Origin of the sequence: Vibrio sp. 10N.261.51.F11 (genome assembly GCF_041471665.1) — a bacterium.
Taxonomy (GTDB): Bacteria; Pseudomonadota; Gammaproteobacteria; order Enterobacterales; family Vibrionaceae; genus Vibrio; species Vibrio crassostreae_C.
The window spans coordinates 89,563-103,945 of sequence record NZ_JBFROW010000014.1; the positions used below are offsets into that span (position 1 = coordinate 89,563).

The 14,383-nt window shown below is 45.8% G+C and carries 12 protein-coding genes; 7 read left to right on the forward strand and 5 right to left on the reverse strand.

Translation table 11 applies throughout. The features are described 5' to 3' along the window. Positions 1-13: 13 nt before the first annotated feature. Positions 14-895 (reverse strand): type II secretion system protein GspC, encoded by an 882-nt coding sequence (gene gspC, locus AB4351_RS05355; RefSeq protein ID WP_136979216.1) that lies wholly within the window; start codon positions 893-895, stop codon positions 14-16. Between the two features lie 331 nt (positions 896-1,226). Here gspC and hslR point away from each other — a divergent pair, with 331 nt between their 5' ends. The 4 genes from hslR to AB4351_RS05375 all read left to right on the forward strand — a co-directional run bounded on the left by hslR (position 1,227) and on the right by AB4351_RS05375 (position 6,613). Beyond that, positions 1,227-1,613, forward strand: coding sequence for a ribosome-associated heat shock protein Hsp15 (hslR, locus tag AB4351_RS05360; RefSeq protein WP_017062490.1), 387 nt, complete (start codon positions 1,227-1,229; stop codon positions 1,611-1,613). A gap of 18 nt (positions 1,614-1,631) precedes the next feature. Beyond that, positions 1,632-2,525 carry an Hsp33 family molecular chaperone HslO gene (gene hslO, locus AB4351_RS05365; protein ID WP_017063067.1) on the forward strand — a complete coding sequence of 298 codons (894 nt, stop codon included), beginning with the start codon at positions 1,632-1,634 and terminating at the stop codon, positions 2,523-2,525. Between the two features lie 337 nt (positions 2,526-2,862). Beyond that, positions 2,863-4,488: a phosphoenolpyruvate carboxykinase (ATP) gene (gene pckA, locus AB4351_RS05370; RefSeq protein ID WP_017062492.1), complete on the forward strand. Its 1,626-nt coding sequence runs from the start codon at positions 2,863-2,865 to the stop codon at positions 4,486-4,488. Positions 4,489-4,642: 154 nt separating this feature from the next. Continuing rightward, positions 4,643-6,613 (forward strand): AsmA family protein, encoded by a 1,971-nt coding sequence (locus AB4351_RS05375; RefSeq protein WP_017062493.1) that lies wholly within the window; start codon positions 4,643-4,645, stop codon positions 6,611-6,613. Between the two features lie 40 nt (positions 6,614-6,653). Here the strand turns inward: AB4351_RS05375 and AB4351_RS05380 are convergent, their stop codons facing one another. From AB4351_RS05380 to AB4351_RS05390, 3 genes are read right to left on the reverse strand one after another with little or no spacing between them, the layout of a single operon-like run. Next, positions 6,654-7,589 (reverse strand): YiiD C-terminal domain-containing protein, encoded by a 936-nt coding sequence (locus AB4351_RS05380; RefSeq protein ID WP_372125311.1) that lies wholly within the window; start codon positions 7,587-7,589, stop codon positions 6,654-6,656. A gap of 16 nt (positions 7,590-7,605) precedes the next feature. Then, positions 7,606-8,040 (reverse strand): D-aminoacyl-tRNA deacylase, encoded by a 435-nt coding sequence (gene dtd, locus AB4351_RS05385; RefSeq protein WP_004735590.1) that lies wholly within the window; start codon positions 8,038-8,040, stop codon positions 7,606-7,608. Then, positions 8,012-8,953, reverse strand: a complete 942-nt coding sequence (locus AB4351_RS05390; protein ID WP_372125313.1) for a virulence factor BrkB family protein — start codon at positions 8,951-8,953, stop codon at positions 8,012-8,014. Before AB4351_RS05390 ends, dtd begins: the two co-directional genes overlap by 29 nt. 205 nt (positions 8,954-9,158) lie before the next feature. On the opposite strand from AB4351_RS05390, the gene AB4351_RS05395 reads away from it, so the two are divergent. Then, positions 9,159-9,800 (forward strand): DUF2959 domain-containing protein, encoded by a 642-nt coding sequence (locus AB4351_RS05395; RefSeq protein WP_136977388.1) that lies wholly within the window; start codon positions 9,159-9,161, stop codon positions 9,798-9,800. Positions 9,801-9,831: 31 nt separating this feature from the next. After that, positions 9,832-10,362 carry an AAA family ATPase gene (locus tag AB4351_RS05400; protein ID WP_372125315.1) on the forward strand — a complete coding sequence of 177 codons (531 nt, stop codon included), beginning with the start codon at positions 9,832-9,834 and terminating at the stop codon, positions 10,360-10,362. A 136-nt stretch (positions 10,363-10,498) separates the two neighbouring features. Here AB4351_RS05400 and typA read toward each other — a convergent pair whose 3' ends face one another. Continuing rightward, positions 10,499-12,334 (reverse strand): translational GTPase TypA, encoded by a 1,836-nt coding sequence (gene typA / locus AB4351_RS05405; protein WP_017059220.1) that lies wholly within the window; start codon positions 12,332-12,334, stop codon positions 10,499-10,501. Positions 12,335-12,896: 562 nt separating this feature from the next. Between typA and glnA the strand changes: the two genes are divergently transcribed. Further along, on the forward strand, positions 12,897-14,306 hold the full coding sequence (gene glnA, locus AB4351_RS05410; RefSeq protein WP_017059221.1) for a glutamate--ammonia ligase: 1,410 nt from the start codon (positions 12,897-12,899) through the stop codon (positions 14,304-14,306). Positions 14,307-14,383: the final 77 nt, after the last annotated feature.

Sequence of the window (14,383 nt, forward strand, 5' to 3'; positions counted from 1 at the left end):
TAGACGCAAAGTTTTAAAATTCAATAAACACTTCATGTTGTTGACCATCTCTCTCGACGACGAGGTTTAGCTCTGTCAGCTCGGAGATAGAACGGAATATGTTGCCCATAGCGGCGGGGTCAGTCAGGTCTTGTCCATTTAACTGAGTGGCAATATCTCCGTTTTGGAGCCCAACAGAGTTAAAAAGTTCTGAATCTTTGCCAGGGCTCACACGATAACCAATCACTTTATCGTCACGCTTCACCTGAGACAGTCGAACATATTGGAAGATTTGTTGTGGATCTTGCATTATCTTCGCTTTAATTTCGTCTAGCTTCTCTTCTTCGGAAGCGGGGTTATTGCCACGAACAGAAGAAGTGGTACGAGGTGGCGCAGGTGCTGATACCGCTAAACGCTTGTACTCAATACCTTCAAGCATCAAGGTTTCGTCTCGTCCTGAGTTATCAATGATAACGCGGTCGATTAATACCGCTTTTAACTTGGCTCGAGTGCCTTCAATCTCTTCATTAATTCCGTAGGTCGCTTGCGTGCCGCGATTGGCGATCACCGCTAAGCTCAGTTTTGGATTCGAGCTCGCGACTGCACCCACTAAAACGAGGTTTAATCGCGTCTTAGGCGCATCTTGGATAACTTGCTGTTCAACCACAGCGGGCGTGCTTGGGTTGTAAGCACCAAACATGTTGCTCTGCTGCAAAGAAGAGATATCAAGGGTCGATTGAGGTGCTGAAGACGATGAAGCCGTTGCTGTCCAAGGCGCGATAGTTTGCTCAGCAGGTTCGATAAACCATGCAAGCTGCCCTAAGATCCATGCGGAAGCTGCAATCAATACACAACAGGTCGCTAAGCTTAGTTTCTGCTGAAGTACAAATCCATTCTCTAATAAGCGGCTCAACATAGGAGAATTCCCTACGCGATTTTTGAGCTCTAAAAAGTTCACTTTCCTAGTCCCTTTTCATGACGACAAACGCTGCAAATCATTAAACTTTCAGCTTTTTTATTCATTCGTTCGATACCAAGCTTATTTAAGCAATAAGATCCTGAACTATATCATAGCAAATCGATAAATCGGCATAACATGGCTATTTTGTATTATGACTTGAAAAAAATGCCAACCGCCTCCACTTTAAGCTTCTACTTAATGTGATAAGCATCATCAAAAACATGTTGCGCACTGTTCGTTACAGTTAAACCGCATTCATTTCTCACTTAATAAGGCACAGCCCTATATGAAAACTGCTAATGAAGCTGTCAGACTCGATAAATGGTTGTGGGCAGCTCGTTTTTACAAAACCCGGTCTATTGCTCGCAACATGGTCGATGGTGGCAAAGTCCACTATAATGGTCAGCGCAGCAAGCCAAGTAAAATTGTCGAACTTGGGGCTGTGATTACACTGCGCCAAGGTAATGAAGAAAAGACGGTAACGATCGAGAAAATCTCAGCCCATCGTGGTGGAGCCCCGATCGCTCAAACCCTCTATGAAGAAACCACCGAAAGCTTGGCAAAAAGAGAAGAGTTTGCACAACAGCGCAAGCTAAATGCTCATAGCCCAGCACCAGAACGTCGCCCAGATAAAAAGCAACGTCGTGACATCATCAAGTTCAAGACTCAATAAGCTAGAAGGAATAGCCAAATGGCAGACCCAATGTCTACAAGTAATGTTTTAAATCGCTACCTATTTGAAGACCTATCAGTACGTGGTGAATTGGTACAGATGGACGAAGCGTACCAACAGATTATTTCTAGCAAGGAATACCCAGCTCCAGTACAAAAGCTGTTGGGTGAGCTACTGGTTTCAACGACGCTACTAACGGCGACCCTAAAGTTTGAAGGTTCTATCACGATGCAGCTGCAAGGTGACGGCCCAGTATCTCTAGCAGTTATCAATGGCGATCACGATCAGAAGATCCGTGGTGTTGCTCGCTTTGAAGGCGATATCGCAGACGACGCAGGTCTACACGCCCTAATGGGTAAAGGTCATCTAGTGATCACTATCGATCCTAAGAAAGGTGAGCGTTACCAAGGTATCGTTGGTCTTGAAGGTGACACGCTTGCACAAGTGCTTGAAGGCTACTTCGCTAACTCTGAACAGCTTAAGACTCGTCTATGGCTGCGCACTGGCGAGCATGAAGGCAAAGCACACGCTGCAGGTATGTTGCTACAAGTAATGCCTGACGGCACCGGTACTCCAGACGACTTCGAGCACCTAGAGCAACTAACAGACACCGTGAAAAACGAAGAGCTATTCACTCTAGAAGCGAACGAACTGCTTTACCGTTTGTACAACCAAGAGAAAGTACAGCTATTCACACCACAACCGGTTGAGTTCTTCTGTGGCTGTTCACGCGATCGAAGTGCAGCAGCAATCATTACTGTTGCTCAAGAAGAGATCTACGACATCCTAAGCACCGAAGGAAGCGTTGGTCTACACTGCGATTACTGTGGCACAAACTACTCGTTCGACAAGAATGATGTTGATGCACTGTACGCAGAAGCAGCAGATAAAGGCAGCAATACGGTTCATTAATTTACGGCGTACCAAAAACACGTAATTTACCCCAAAAAGGTCAGCCCTCAGCTGGCCTTTTTTGTGATCAAAATAGCGCAAACTCCGTAACATCTCGTAATAAAATCACCGCTTAATTTTAATCAATTAATAATGTTCTCGCCCCTAGCGCAAAGGTTTGCGTACAGGATAGACTAGTTGGGCCAATATGTGACGAGGCGCTTAAAACCCCAAGGTTAATATGGATATTTTTTGAGCTGTATCCCTGTTTCCCCCGAGCCTCGTTGCTAGCATGGTGAGCAGATAACAATAAAAAATTATTACAAAATCCCTACAAAATATCCTACAAGGAGCACCTATGACCGTTATGGAACATACTAAGGCTGCACAAATTGATCTAACTAAGCACGGACTGACTGGCGTTACCGAAGTTCTTCGTAATCCTAGCTACGAGCAGTTATTCGTTGAAGAAACACTGCCAGGTTTGGAAGGCTACGAAAAAGGCGTAGTAACGGAACTAGGCTCTGTTGCGGTAGACACTGGTATCTTTACTGGCCGCTCACCAAAAGATAAGTACATTGTTAAAGATGACACGACCCGCGATACCATGTGGTGGTCAGATCAAGGCAAAAATGACAACAAACCGATTACAACTGAAGTATGGAATGAGCTGAAAGAGCTTGTGACAACTCAGCTATCTGGCAAGCGCCTGTTTGTCATCGACGGTTATTGTGGTGCTAACCCTGATACGCGCTTAAGCGTGCGTATTATCACTGAAGTAGCGTGGCAAGCGCACTTCGTTAAGAACATGTTCATTCGTCCAACTGACGAAGAGCTAGCAACGTTCGAACCTGATTTCGTGGTAATGAACGGTGCTAAAACAACTAACCCTAACTGGGAAAAGCAGGGTCTAAACTCTGAAAACTTCGTTGCTTTCAACCTAACAGAACGCGTTCAAATCATCGGTGGTACTTGGTACGGCGGTGAGATGAAGAAAGGCATGTTCGCAATGATGAACTACCTGCTTCCTCTGCAAGGCATTGCTTCAATGCACTGTAGTGCAAACGTCGGCGAGAAAGGCGATGTAGCCATCTTCTTCGGTCTATCTGGTACAGGTAAAACTACGCTTTCAACCGATCCTAAGCGTGAGCTAATCGGTGATGATGAGCACGGTTGGGATGACGATGGTATCTTCAACTTCGAAGGTGGTTGTTACGCGAAGACGATTCGTCTATCTAAAGAAGCAGAACCTGAAATCTACAATGCAATCCGTCGTGATGCACTACTAGAAAACGTAACAGTTCGTGGTGATGGTTCTATCGATTTTGATGACGGTTCAAAAACTGAGAACACTCGTGTTTCTTACCCAATTCACCACATCGATAACATCGTTAAACCAGTATCAAAAGCCGGTCACGCTCAAAAGGTTATCTTCCTGACTGCTGATGCATTCGGTGTACTGCCACCCGTTTCTAAACTGACTCCAGAGCAAACGAAGTACCACTTCCTATCTGGCTTCACTGCAAAACTAGCGGGCACTGAGCGTGGTATTACTGAGCCAACGCCAACGTTCTCTGCTGCATTTGGTGCGGCATTCTTAACTCTCCACCCAACTCAGTACGCTGAAGTGCTTGTGAAGCGTATGGAAGCAGCTGGCGCTGAAGCTTACCTAGTGAACACAGGTTGGAACGGTACTGGTAAACGTATCTCTATCCAAGATACGCGAGGCATCATCGACGCTATCCTAGATGGCTCAATCGACAACGCTGAAACTAAGGTTATCCCTATGTTTAACCTAGAAGTGCCACTAGCGCTGCACGATGTTGACCCAGCGATCCTTGACCCACGCGATACGTACACTGACCCTCTACAATGGGAAAGCAAAGCGAAAGATCTAGCCGAGCGCTTCATCAACAACTTTGATAAGTACACAGACAACGCTGAAGGTAAGTCACTGGTTGCAGCTGGTCCTCAACTGGACTAATCCAACCATCTGCTCGGGCTTAGCCAAAAGCAAACGCCCAATTTAAAATGATATTTTTGTAGCAAGCCCCTCTTTTGAGGGGCTTTTTTGTTGATGCTTGACCCTTTTTGTTCCACTCTGTTTTAAGACTATTGAAATTTAAGGCTTTCAGGGAATGAAAAAGGTATTCATGGTGTTCGGCATTGTGTTGGCTATCGCCGTTGCAACTATCGCAGCGCTGCTATTAAGCCTGCAGACCCAATACCGTGCGGATGTTGCCAACTTTTTTATCAAACATACGATTGAACAACCTGTATTCATTGAAGATGTTGAGTATCAGGCGCCTTATCACATCACCTTAATGGGCATTACCCAAAGCCAACCAGAAAAGCAAACACCTCTGTATATCGACAAGATCGATCTTTGGTTCAGCCCCAGCTCGATGACAGAGGCCAAACTGGTCTTTGAATCTGTTTTGATCAGCGGCCTACAATTAGAGGCAGACGATCTAAAAACACTGACTTCTTTATTTACCCAACCAAACATCAAGCTCCACCAGCTGGCCATCAACAATCTCGACTTTTCGACGCCAGAGTTTAATGCGCGAGGCATCGACCTACAGATCTCCGCCCCAACGTGGAACAACGATAACTCGCTGCTACCTTATGGAAAAACCCAACTCTCTGCCTCACAACTGTATTGGCAAGGTGAGGCATTCGATAATCTGTTGATTGACCTAGACTTAAAACCTAGCGACAGCACCCTTTATGGTGCTTCGTTTGACTGGCGTGGCGCCAAGATTTCTGGGCAAGCTGAACAATATCAACAAGATTGGTCGTTGGTGAATGTGACCGTCGATGGCTTACGACTCAATCAGAAACAGACCCAAAACCTACTAAGCAAAGAGTGGGATGTTGCAGGCATTAAGATTAATCACATCAATAGCTTAGATATTCTGCGTAGCGACGTAGAGTGGCAAGATGGCCACCTCGCTGCCTTTGATGCCTCATTAGAAAATATCCAACTGCCTTTTGAAATCTGGAAACAACAGAAAGCCATTTTTTCTCTACAGGCAGAAGGAGTGACCATTGATGATGACATGTTCATCGAGCCAAGCCTCAAGCTCAACCTAGAAGCAAACCGGATTCTGATTGAGGATTTCTATACTCAATTCCTGCAGGGCACTGTTCAGCTCAATGGCGAAGTCGCCCCTAGCAGCATTCAATTGGCGCAACTCGACCTGCAAGGCATCAAGTGGATTACCGAAAACCAAGATAGCCCTCTACCGGCCGCTCGCCTATTGCCTTGGCTCACACAGCTCCAGAACGTCGAGATTAACCGACTTAATATAGAACGCAGCCAACTTATCCAACTAGCACAAACGCCTTACTGGCAGGTCTCTGGATTACATGTCGAGGGGCATCAAGTTCAACTGCTGCAAGATAGAAAACTGGGCTTATGGCAAGGGAAGCTGATGGCGAGCGCCAATGATGCCAGCTACCAAAATATTCTCAGCGCACAGCCTGTGGTTGAGATGAATAGCGAACAAGGAAAATGGACGCTGACTCGTCTGTTTGCACCACTCAGGAATGGCTACATTGAAGCCAATGCAACGCTCGATTTTAACCAAATCAGCAAGCCATGGAGCTTAGATATTTCTGCCGATGGGTTACCCATTGCGCCTATGCTGCAGCGACTTGAATTACCACTCGATGCAACCGGCTATGGCGAGTTTGAACTTCAAGCCGCAGGTTTATATGGCGACTCACTGATGCTCGGTTACTCAACCACAGGGCAACTCACTGGCAGCGTTCGCCAGGGTGTGATGACCTTTAATGACAAGCTTTCTGAAACATCGACTGATAACGTGTTTGAAATTCCAGAGCTTAATGCGCATTTTGACCGTGGGCGCTTCACTCTCGAACCGATGCATATTATTGGTGCATCATCAGCAGAGCAAGGCGAACAAAGGGTTCAAACGCTCAATGGCGAGGCTTCTGGAGAACTCGACTTGCTTAAAGCTGAGCAACACACCCTCTCGATTACCCTATCGGACCCATGCCATCAAATCTCAGGAAAGCTCACCCAAGCTGAGTATTCGGAGATTAACGACTGCCAACAAAAAAACGCCACTCCTCAGGAGTAGCGCCTTGTATCTTTAATCTGTATCTGTTAGCCAGTGTCAGCTATACGTTTACGTTGGAGTCTGTTGATAATCGCTTTTTGTAGTCAGGGATCAGCATATAGGTTCCCGTAAACTCTACCGCTTCCACATCGCCGCTATGAATGGTCACGTGAATGATGATACGTGCCTTTCTTCCTGACGCAAGGCGGTCCAAGTCACCACTGATCCCATCCAATGAAGTAGAGGCAACAGGGTTTTGCTCAACCGGGTGACGATAACGAATATTACTGTCTGCCAGCACGATATCACCGGTCAGCCCGCGTTCTTTCATCAATAACCAAGTCATCCCCCAACCAGTTAAGGTCGCTAAGGTAAAGGCAGAGCCTGCAAACATGGTATTATGCGGGTTCAAGTTGGGATTCAGCTGAGCACTACACTCAAATTGGTAACCCGTGTATTGGTTGATCTTGATGCCCATCTTGTCACTGATCGGGATCTGATGTTCCCAGCGCTGCTGAAGCTCATTACACCACTCAGGCTTACGCAGAACGTCTGCCATTGGGTCAAGATGCTTAACCATCTGTTGGTGACGCACAGGGCCACGTTGATCGTTAATCTCACCGCGACGTTCAAATTCATTCTTCTCATAGAATGAGATCGCATCTTCACGTGCATTACACACCAAGCGCTTAGCACCCTCTTGGCGAGCCAATGACTCAAGTGCGACTAGAATCAACGAACCCATGCCTTTACTTTGGCGAGATTTCTTCACCGCCATATAGCGGATCTGACCTTCCAGATCTGGGGTGATATACAGACGACCAATCGCCATCGAGCGACCACGACCATCAACAATCATGCGATGGTGACTCATTGGGTCATATTCATCGCGCTCAGAACCTACCGGCATTCGCCAAGGTTCACGGAGCATCTGCCAACGAAAATGGTAATACTTGTTTAGCTGATTTTCGGTGGTTGGTGTTATGAGTTTAAACATGCTTATTCCTTTAAGCCTAAACCTGCAGCCAGAATGTCACTGGGCCATCATTAACCAAAGACACTTTCATGTCGGCTGCGAATCGGCCACGTTCCGTTGGTAACACTGATTCACACTGGTCAGAGAAATAGTTATAAAGACGCTCAGCATCTTCTGGGTGAGCACCACGAGAGAACCCTGCTCGAGTCCCTTTCTTGGTATCGGCCGGCAGAGTGAATTGAGACACCACTAATACCTTACCTTCTACTTGCTTCACGTTGAGGTTCATTTTATCGTCTTCGTCTCCAAAGACACGATAAGTGGTCACTCGTTCCATCAAACGTTTGGCTTTGGCTTCGTCGTCACCTTTTTCTACGCCTAACAAAACTAATAAGCCTTGTTCAATCTCACCAACTACTTCGCCATCAACACGGACGGCAGCTTCACTTACTCTCTGGATCAGTGCTATCACTGTTGTTTCCTTGCTCTGTGATTTTGTCGTTATCCGAAGAGTGTACCATTTCTTTCGAGTCACTCCACTGTTCCTGCTCACCCAATGCAGCGGTCACCTCAGCACCCACCAGCACAATCAACCAGCACAAATAAACCCAGACAAAAAGAATTGGTATTGCCGCCAATGCGCCATAAATCAACTGGTAAGAAGGGAATTGAGTAATGTAGGCCGCGAAGCCTTTCTTACTGAGTTCGAACAACAGAGCCGCCACTAGAGAACCTGCAGCCGCATGAGAAAAGTGTATCTTTTTGTTGGGAACCAACAGGTACAGACCGAAAAACGCAAAGAAAGAGAGAATCAAAGGCAGTTTGCGAATTACGGTATTAAAGGCGCCAGATACGACTTCATTTTGTAGCAGACTGAGCGATGTCACATACGAAGTGGCAGCAATACTCGCCCCAACCAAGATCGGCCCAAGTGTTAGCACCATCCAGTACATTGAGAACGACAATACCGCACGTCGCTTCTCATTAACACGCCAGATGTAGTTTAGGTTCTTATCAATATTCGAGATCAGCATCAGCGCTGCAATGAATAAGAACACACTACCGACCGCCGTCATTTTTCCGGTATTGGCAACGAACTCTAACAAGGCACCGTGTACGGCATCCCCAGACGCGGGAACAAAGTTGGTAATAACGAAGTTTTGAATCACGATACCAACATCAGCAAAGATGGAGAATGACGACAAGATAGAGAGCAGAACCGTCAACATCGGTACGATCGAGAGCAAAGTAATGTACGCCAAGTAACCCGCATTCACATTGACCCTATCGTGCGTCATTCGCGCCAAAAGATAGCGGGAAAACTGAATGCTCCCTGTGACTGCGTTTTTTATCTTCAACTTGTAACTCCCTGGTAACTCGTTCATAGTCCTAATTAATATTCCGTTGTATTAATCACAGTAAGTAAGGGTTCAAAAATAGCGTAGGAAAAAGGCTTGAGAACAAGGCAGAGTTTTTTGATAAGTAGTTATTCTACAATCAAAAATTCTAACGCTGTTATCGAGCATTTTAACAAGCTAGGTTGAGCAGTTATTTACTACGATTGATATTATTTAACTATAGGAAACTAGGATGCCTTATTTAATAGTTATAGTCCTCTCTATTTTTACTCTTACTGGATGCCAGTCAGCTTATTACTCCGCCATGGAGCAAGTGGGTTACCACAAGCGTGACATTATGGTCGATAGAGTGGAAGACGCTAAAGAGTCGCAGCAGGATGCTCAGGAAGAGTTTACCAGCGCACTTGAAGCCTTGAGTAGCCTGACTAATTTCAGTGGCGGCGACCTTGAAGACATGTACAACCAAATCAACGATAAATACCAAGACAGCGAGAAAGCCGCGCAAAATGTCAGTGACCGCATTGCTGCGATTGAAGATGTGTCGGATGCGCTGTTTGAAGAGTGGCAGAGTGAGTTAGATCTCTACACCAGTGATTCACTGCGCCGCTCGAGCGAGCAAAAGCTTCGTGAAACTAAATCGTCTTACCAAAAGATGCTGTCAGCAATGAAGCGCGCCGAGAAGAAAATGGACCCCGTGCTCAATACCCTTCGCGACAACACGCTTTACTTGAAGCACAACCTCAATGCGAGCGCTGTCGGTTCACTGCAAGGTGAGTTTATGAGCTTAGAAAAAGACATCGCGTACGCGATCAAACAGATGAATGCAGCGATTGCCGAGTCGGATAAATTCCTTGCTCAGCTAAATCAGAAGTAGTGCCATTAGAAGCGAATTAAGATAAATCCGTATGAACCCAATCATTGTTACTGGCGGCCCAGGGGCTGGTAAAACCACACTAATTAATGCCTTGGGTGACATGGGTTACCCGATATTCGCTGAGTCCTCTCGCCAGTTGATAGAACAGCAGAGTCAACTTGAGAACGGTATATTACCTTGGTTAGACCTTCCGGGCTTTGCTCACTTGTGCTTAACCGTGATGAGTGAGCAAAAAGAGCAAGCGAATCAACACCAGATTGCGTTTCTCGACCGTGCGATTCCAGATATCTGCGGTTACTTAGCTCAGGCGAATCTCGATATTGATGTGACCTACCGAGAAGCGAGCCAAGGCTATCACTCACAAGCCCTATTCTGCCGCCCAGAGGCTTCTATCTATGTGCAAGATGAAGTGCGCCCTTATCCGTTTGAAGAAGCCTTAGAGATTCACCACGCGTTAGAAAGAGTCTACCAAGAACTTGGTTATGAGGTGGTTGAAGTGCCGTTTATGCCAGTCGAAGAACGGCTTCAATTCGTTGAGCGTTACTTAGGTATCAAAAGCTAGATCCCCAACTCGGTCGTTCCTCCCTCTTGAGGATGACTAAATCTCGTTTAACCGTATCTAAACAAACTAAAAAACAAAAGCCCCGAGCAGCTAGGCTACTCGGGGCTTTCTTAGCTAGAAGCTAGTCAGCTGGCAATTAAGCCTTAGCTGGACGTGCTGCACGCTTACGTTCGTTTTCAGTAAGAAGCTTCTTACGGATACGAATGCTTACTGGCGTTACTTCTACTAGTTCGTCTTCGTCGATGAACTCAAGAGCTTGCTCTAGAGTGTGACGGATAGGTGGCGAAAGAACCTGTGCTTCATCAGTACCAGATGCACGAACGTTCGTTAGCTGCTTACCTTTCAGACAGTTTACTGTTAGGTCGTTTGAACGGTTGTGAATACCGATGATTTGACCTTCGTATACTTCATCCGCGTGCTCAGCAAATAGACGACCACGTTCTTGTAGGTTGAATAGTGCGTAAGTCAGAGCTTTACCAGTTGCGTTCGAGATTAGAACACCGTTGTTACGTTGACCGATTACGCCGCCTTTGTGAGGACCGTAGTGATCAAATGAGTGGTAAAGAAGACCAGAACCAGACGTTAGAGTTAGGAACTCAGTTTGGAAACCGATAAGACCACGAGAAGGCATCATGAAGTCCATGCGAACACGGCCTTTGCCATCTGGAGACATATCAGTTAGCTCACCTTTACGTAGACCGATGTTTTCCATGATGCCACCTTGGTGCTCTTCAAGCACGTCGATAGTCACAGTTTCAAACGGTTCAGTTAGGTTGCCATCTTCGTCTTTCTTGATGATAACTTCTGGACGAGATACAGCTAGCTCGAAACCTTCACGACGCATGTTTTCGATCAGGATAGATAGGTGAAGTTCACCACGACCTGAAACACGGAAACGATCTGGGTTATCAGTTTCTTCAACACGTAGTGCAACGTTGTGTACTAGTTCTTTCTCTAGACGCTCAAGGATGTTACGTGAAGTAACGAACTTACCTTCTTTACCCGCGAACGGAGAAGTGTTTACTTGGAACGTCATTGTTACTGTTGGTTCATCAACAGAAAGCGGAGTCATTGCTTCAACATTGTTTACGTCACAGATAGTGTCTGAAATTTTCAGCTCACCAAGACCAGTGATTGCAATGATGTCGCCAGCGTTAGCTTGCTCAACTTCGTGACGGTCAAGACCTAGGTAACCAAGAACTGTACCTACTTTACCGTTACGTTTTTTGCCTTCTGCATTTACGATAGTTACTTGTTGGTTTGGTTTAACAGAACCACGAGTAACACGAGCAACACCGATAACACCTACGTAAGAGCTGTAATCAAGTTGCGAAATTTGCATTTGTAGTGGACCGTCAAGGTCAACTGCAGGCGCGTCTACTGTATCAACAACAGCTTGGAACAATGGTTCCATGTTCTCGCCAGTTTCGCCTTCAGTCATTGTTGCCCAGCCGTTTAGAGCTGAAGCGTAAACAACTGTGAAGTCTAGTTGCTCATCAGTAGCACCTAGGTTGTCGAAAAGGTCGAATACTTGATCCATAACCCAATCAGGACGAGCGCCTGGGCGGTCAATCTTGTTGATTACAACGATTGGCTTAAGACCGTGTGCGAATGCTTTTTGCGTTACGAAACGAGTTTGAGGCATTGGGCCATCAACTGCGTCAACGATAAGCAGAACAGAGTCAACCATAGACATGATACGCTCAACTTCACCACCGAAGTCCGCGTGTCCCGGAGTATCTACGATGTTGATGCGGTAATCATTCCAGTTGATTGCTGTGTTCTTAGCAAGAATGGTAATGCCACGCTCTTTTTCGATGTCATTCGAATCCATGACACGCTCTTCAGCTTCACCACGAGACTCAAGAGTGCCTGACTGTTGTAGCAGTTTATCAACCAAAGTCGTTTTACCGTGGTCAACGTGCGCGATGATCGCGATATTTCTTAACTTATCAATCTGTGGAGTAGACATGGATTCTCGATTCACTCATAAAAGTAGCCGTCACTTATCTCAAAAGTTTGGATAATAACCGCTAGCTTGATTTAAAAAACGGTCAATAATATACCAGATTCTAGACAAAAACCCAGAAATATGTGATCTGAACCGGGGCTTTTTTCTTTATTAGCGATTCATATCCGCTTAACTTTGATTCAGTACAGTGTTGAACAGCCCAATTCGTAGGACTCTAAAAAAGTATCACCTACGAGTGGCGAGCCAAATCTCCCGCAAAATAACAAAAGTGGATTGACAACTTAGGCAATTCATTGCTGAATGGTGCTCGCTTATGTCTCATATTGGTGCACAGACAAACAGTTGCACCAATAAAGTGCAACTAGAGATCATTTTGGTGCAAAAACCAGATTAAGAAAAATCGCAAAACAAGTAAATCATTGAAATTAATGGAATAATTTTTTTGGCACGTTTTTGGCAGTAGATAAATCAGCATCGATTAATGCACTTATAGACATTAATCAATGCTAGTTTCAACCGAATCGAGCTAATACCGAATTAATAACACTGGAGGTTATCCAAGATGTCAGTAGAAAATGTACTATCCCTGATCCAAGAGAACGAAGTTAAATTTATCGACTTACGTTTTACTGATACAAAAGGTAAAGAGCAGCATATCTCTATTCCTTCTCACCAAGTTGATGCAGACTTCTTCGAAGAAGGCAAAATGTTTGACGGCTCTTCAGTAGCTGGTTGGAAAGGCATTAACGAATCTGACATGGTAATGATGCCAGACGCAGCATCTGCTGTACTGGACCCATTCACAGAAGACGCAACACTAAACATCCGTTGTGACATCCTTGAGCCTGCAACAATGCAAGGCTACGACCGTGACCCACGCTCTATCGCTAAACGTTCTGAAGAGTACCTACGTTCTACAGGTATCGCAGACACAGTTCTAGTTGGTCCAGAGCCAGAATTCTTCCTATTTGACGACGTTAAGTTCTCAAACGACATGTCTGGTTCTTTCTTCAAGATCGATGACGTAGAAGCAGCTTGGAACACAGGTTCTGACTTCGAAGGCGGTAACAAAGGTCACCGTCCTGGCGTTAAAGGCGGTTACTTCCCAGTAGCTCCAGTAGATTCATCTCAAGACATCCGTTCAGCAATGTGTCTAGTAATGGAAGAGATGGGCCTAGTTGTTGAAGCTCACCACCATGAAGTAGCAACTGCGGGTCAAAACGAAATCGCTACTCGCTTCAACACGCTAACAGCGAAAGCTGATGAAACTCAAATCTACAAGTACGTTGTACACAACGTTGCTCACGCATTTGGTAAAACAGCGACATTCATGCCTAAGCCACTAGTTGGTGACAACGGTTCTGGTATGCACGTTCACCAATCTCTAGCAAAAGACGGCGTTAACCTGTTTGCTGGTGATAAGTACGGCGGCCTATCTGAAATGGCTCTTTACTACATCGGTGGTGTAATCAAGCACGCTCGTGCAATCAACGCGTTTGCTAACCCATCAACTAACTCGTACAAGCGTCTTGTACCTGGTTTCGAAGCACCTGTAATGCTTGCTTACTCAGCACGTAACCGTTCTGCTTCTATCCGTATCCCAGTAGTACCAAGCCCTAAAGCACGTCGTATCGAGCTACGCTTTGGTGACCCAGCAGCTAACCCATACCTATGCTACTCAGCAATGCTTATGGCTGGCCTTGACGGCATCAAGAACAAGATTCACCCAGGCGAAGCTATGGATAAAGATCTATACGACCTTCCTGCAGAAGAAGCAGCTGAAATCCCAACAGTTGCAGAATCTCTACAAGAAGCTCTAGCAGCGCTTAGCGAAGACCGTGAGTTCCTAACAGCTGGCGGCGTATTCTCTGACGATTTCATCGATTCTTACATCACTCTGAAATCTGACGACGTACAACGCGTGAACATGGCTACACACCCACTTGAGTTTGAACTGTACTACTCAGTTTAATCTCCTGTAGAGATAAGCCATTTCTTACTGCAACCTTGTAAGAATCGCTGACTAAATATTAGGCTCGCCTCGCAGGC

Coding starts and splice junctions, on each gene's coding strand:
- AB4351_RS05380 (WP_372125311.1), bottom strand. CDS start 7,589: ATGTTTAAACTCATAACACCAACCACCGAAAATCAGCTAAACAAGTAT.
- pckA (WP_017062492.1), top strand. CDS start 2,863: ATGACCGTTATGGAACATACTAAGGCTGCACAAATTGATCTAACTAAG.
- AB4351_RS05400 (WP_372125315.1), top strand. CDS start 9,832: ATGAACCCAATCATTGTTACTGGCGGCCCAGGGGCTGGTAAAACCACA.
- hslR (WP_017062490.1), top strand. CDS start 1,227: ATGAAAACTGCTAATGAAGCTGTCAGACTCGATAAATGGTTGTGGGCA.
- gspC (WP_136979216.1), bottom strand. CDS start 895: ATGTTGAGCCGCTTATTAGAGAATGGATTTGTACTTCAGCAGAAACTA.
- AB4351_RS05395 (WP_136977388.1), top strand. CDS start 9,159: ATGCCTTATTTAATAGTTATAGTCCTCTCTATTTTTACTCTTACTGGA.
- AB4351_RS05390 (WP_372125313.1), bottom strand. CDS start 8,953: ATGAACGAGTTACCAGGGAGTTACAAGTTGAAGATAAAAAACGCAGTC.
- AB4351_RS05375 (WP_017062493.1), top strand. CDS start 4,643: ATGAAAAAGGTATTCATGGTGTTCGGCATTGTGTTGGCTATCGCCGTT.
- typA (WP_017059220.1), bottom strand. CDS start 12,334: ATGTCTACTCCACAGATTGATAAGTTAAGAAATATCGCGATCATCGCG.
- hslO (WP_017063067.1), top strand. CDS start 1,632: ATGGCAGACCCAATGTCTACAAGTAATGTTTTAAATCGCTACCTATTT.
- glnA (WP_017059221.1), top strand. CDS start 12,897: ATGTCAGTAGAAAATGTACTATCCCTGATCCAAGAGAACGAAGTTAAA.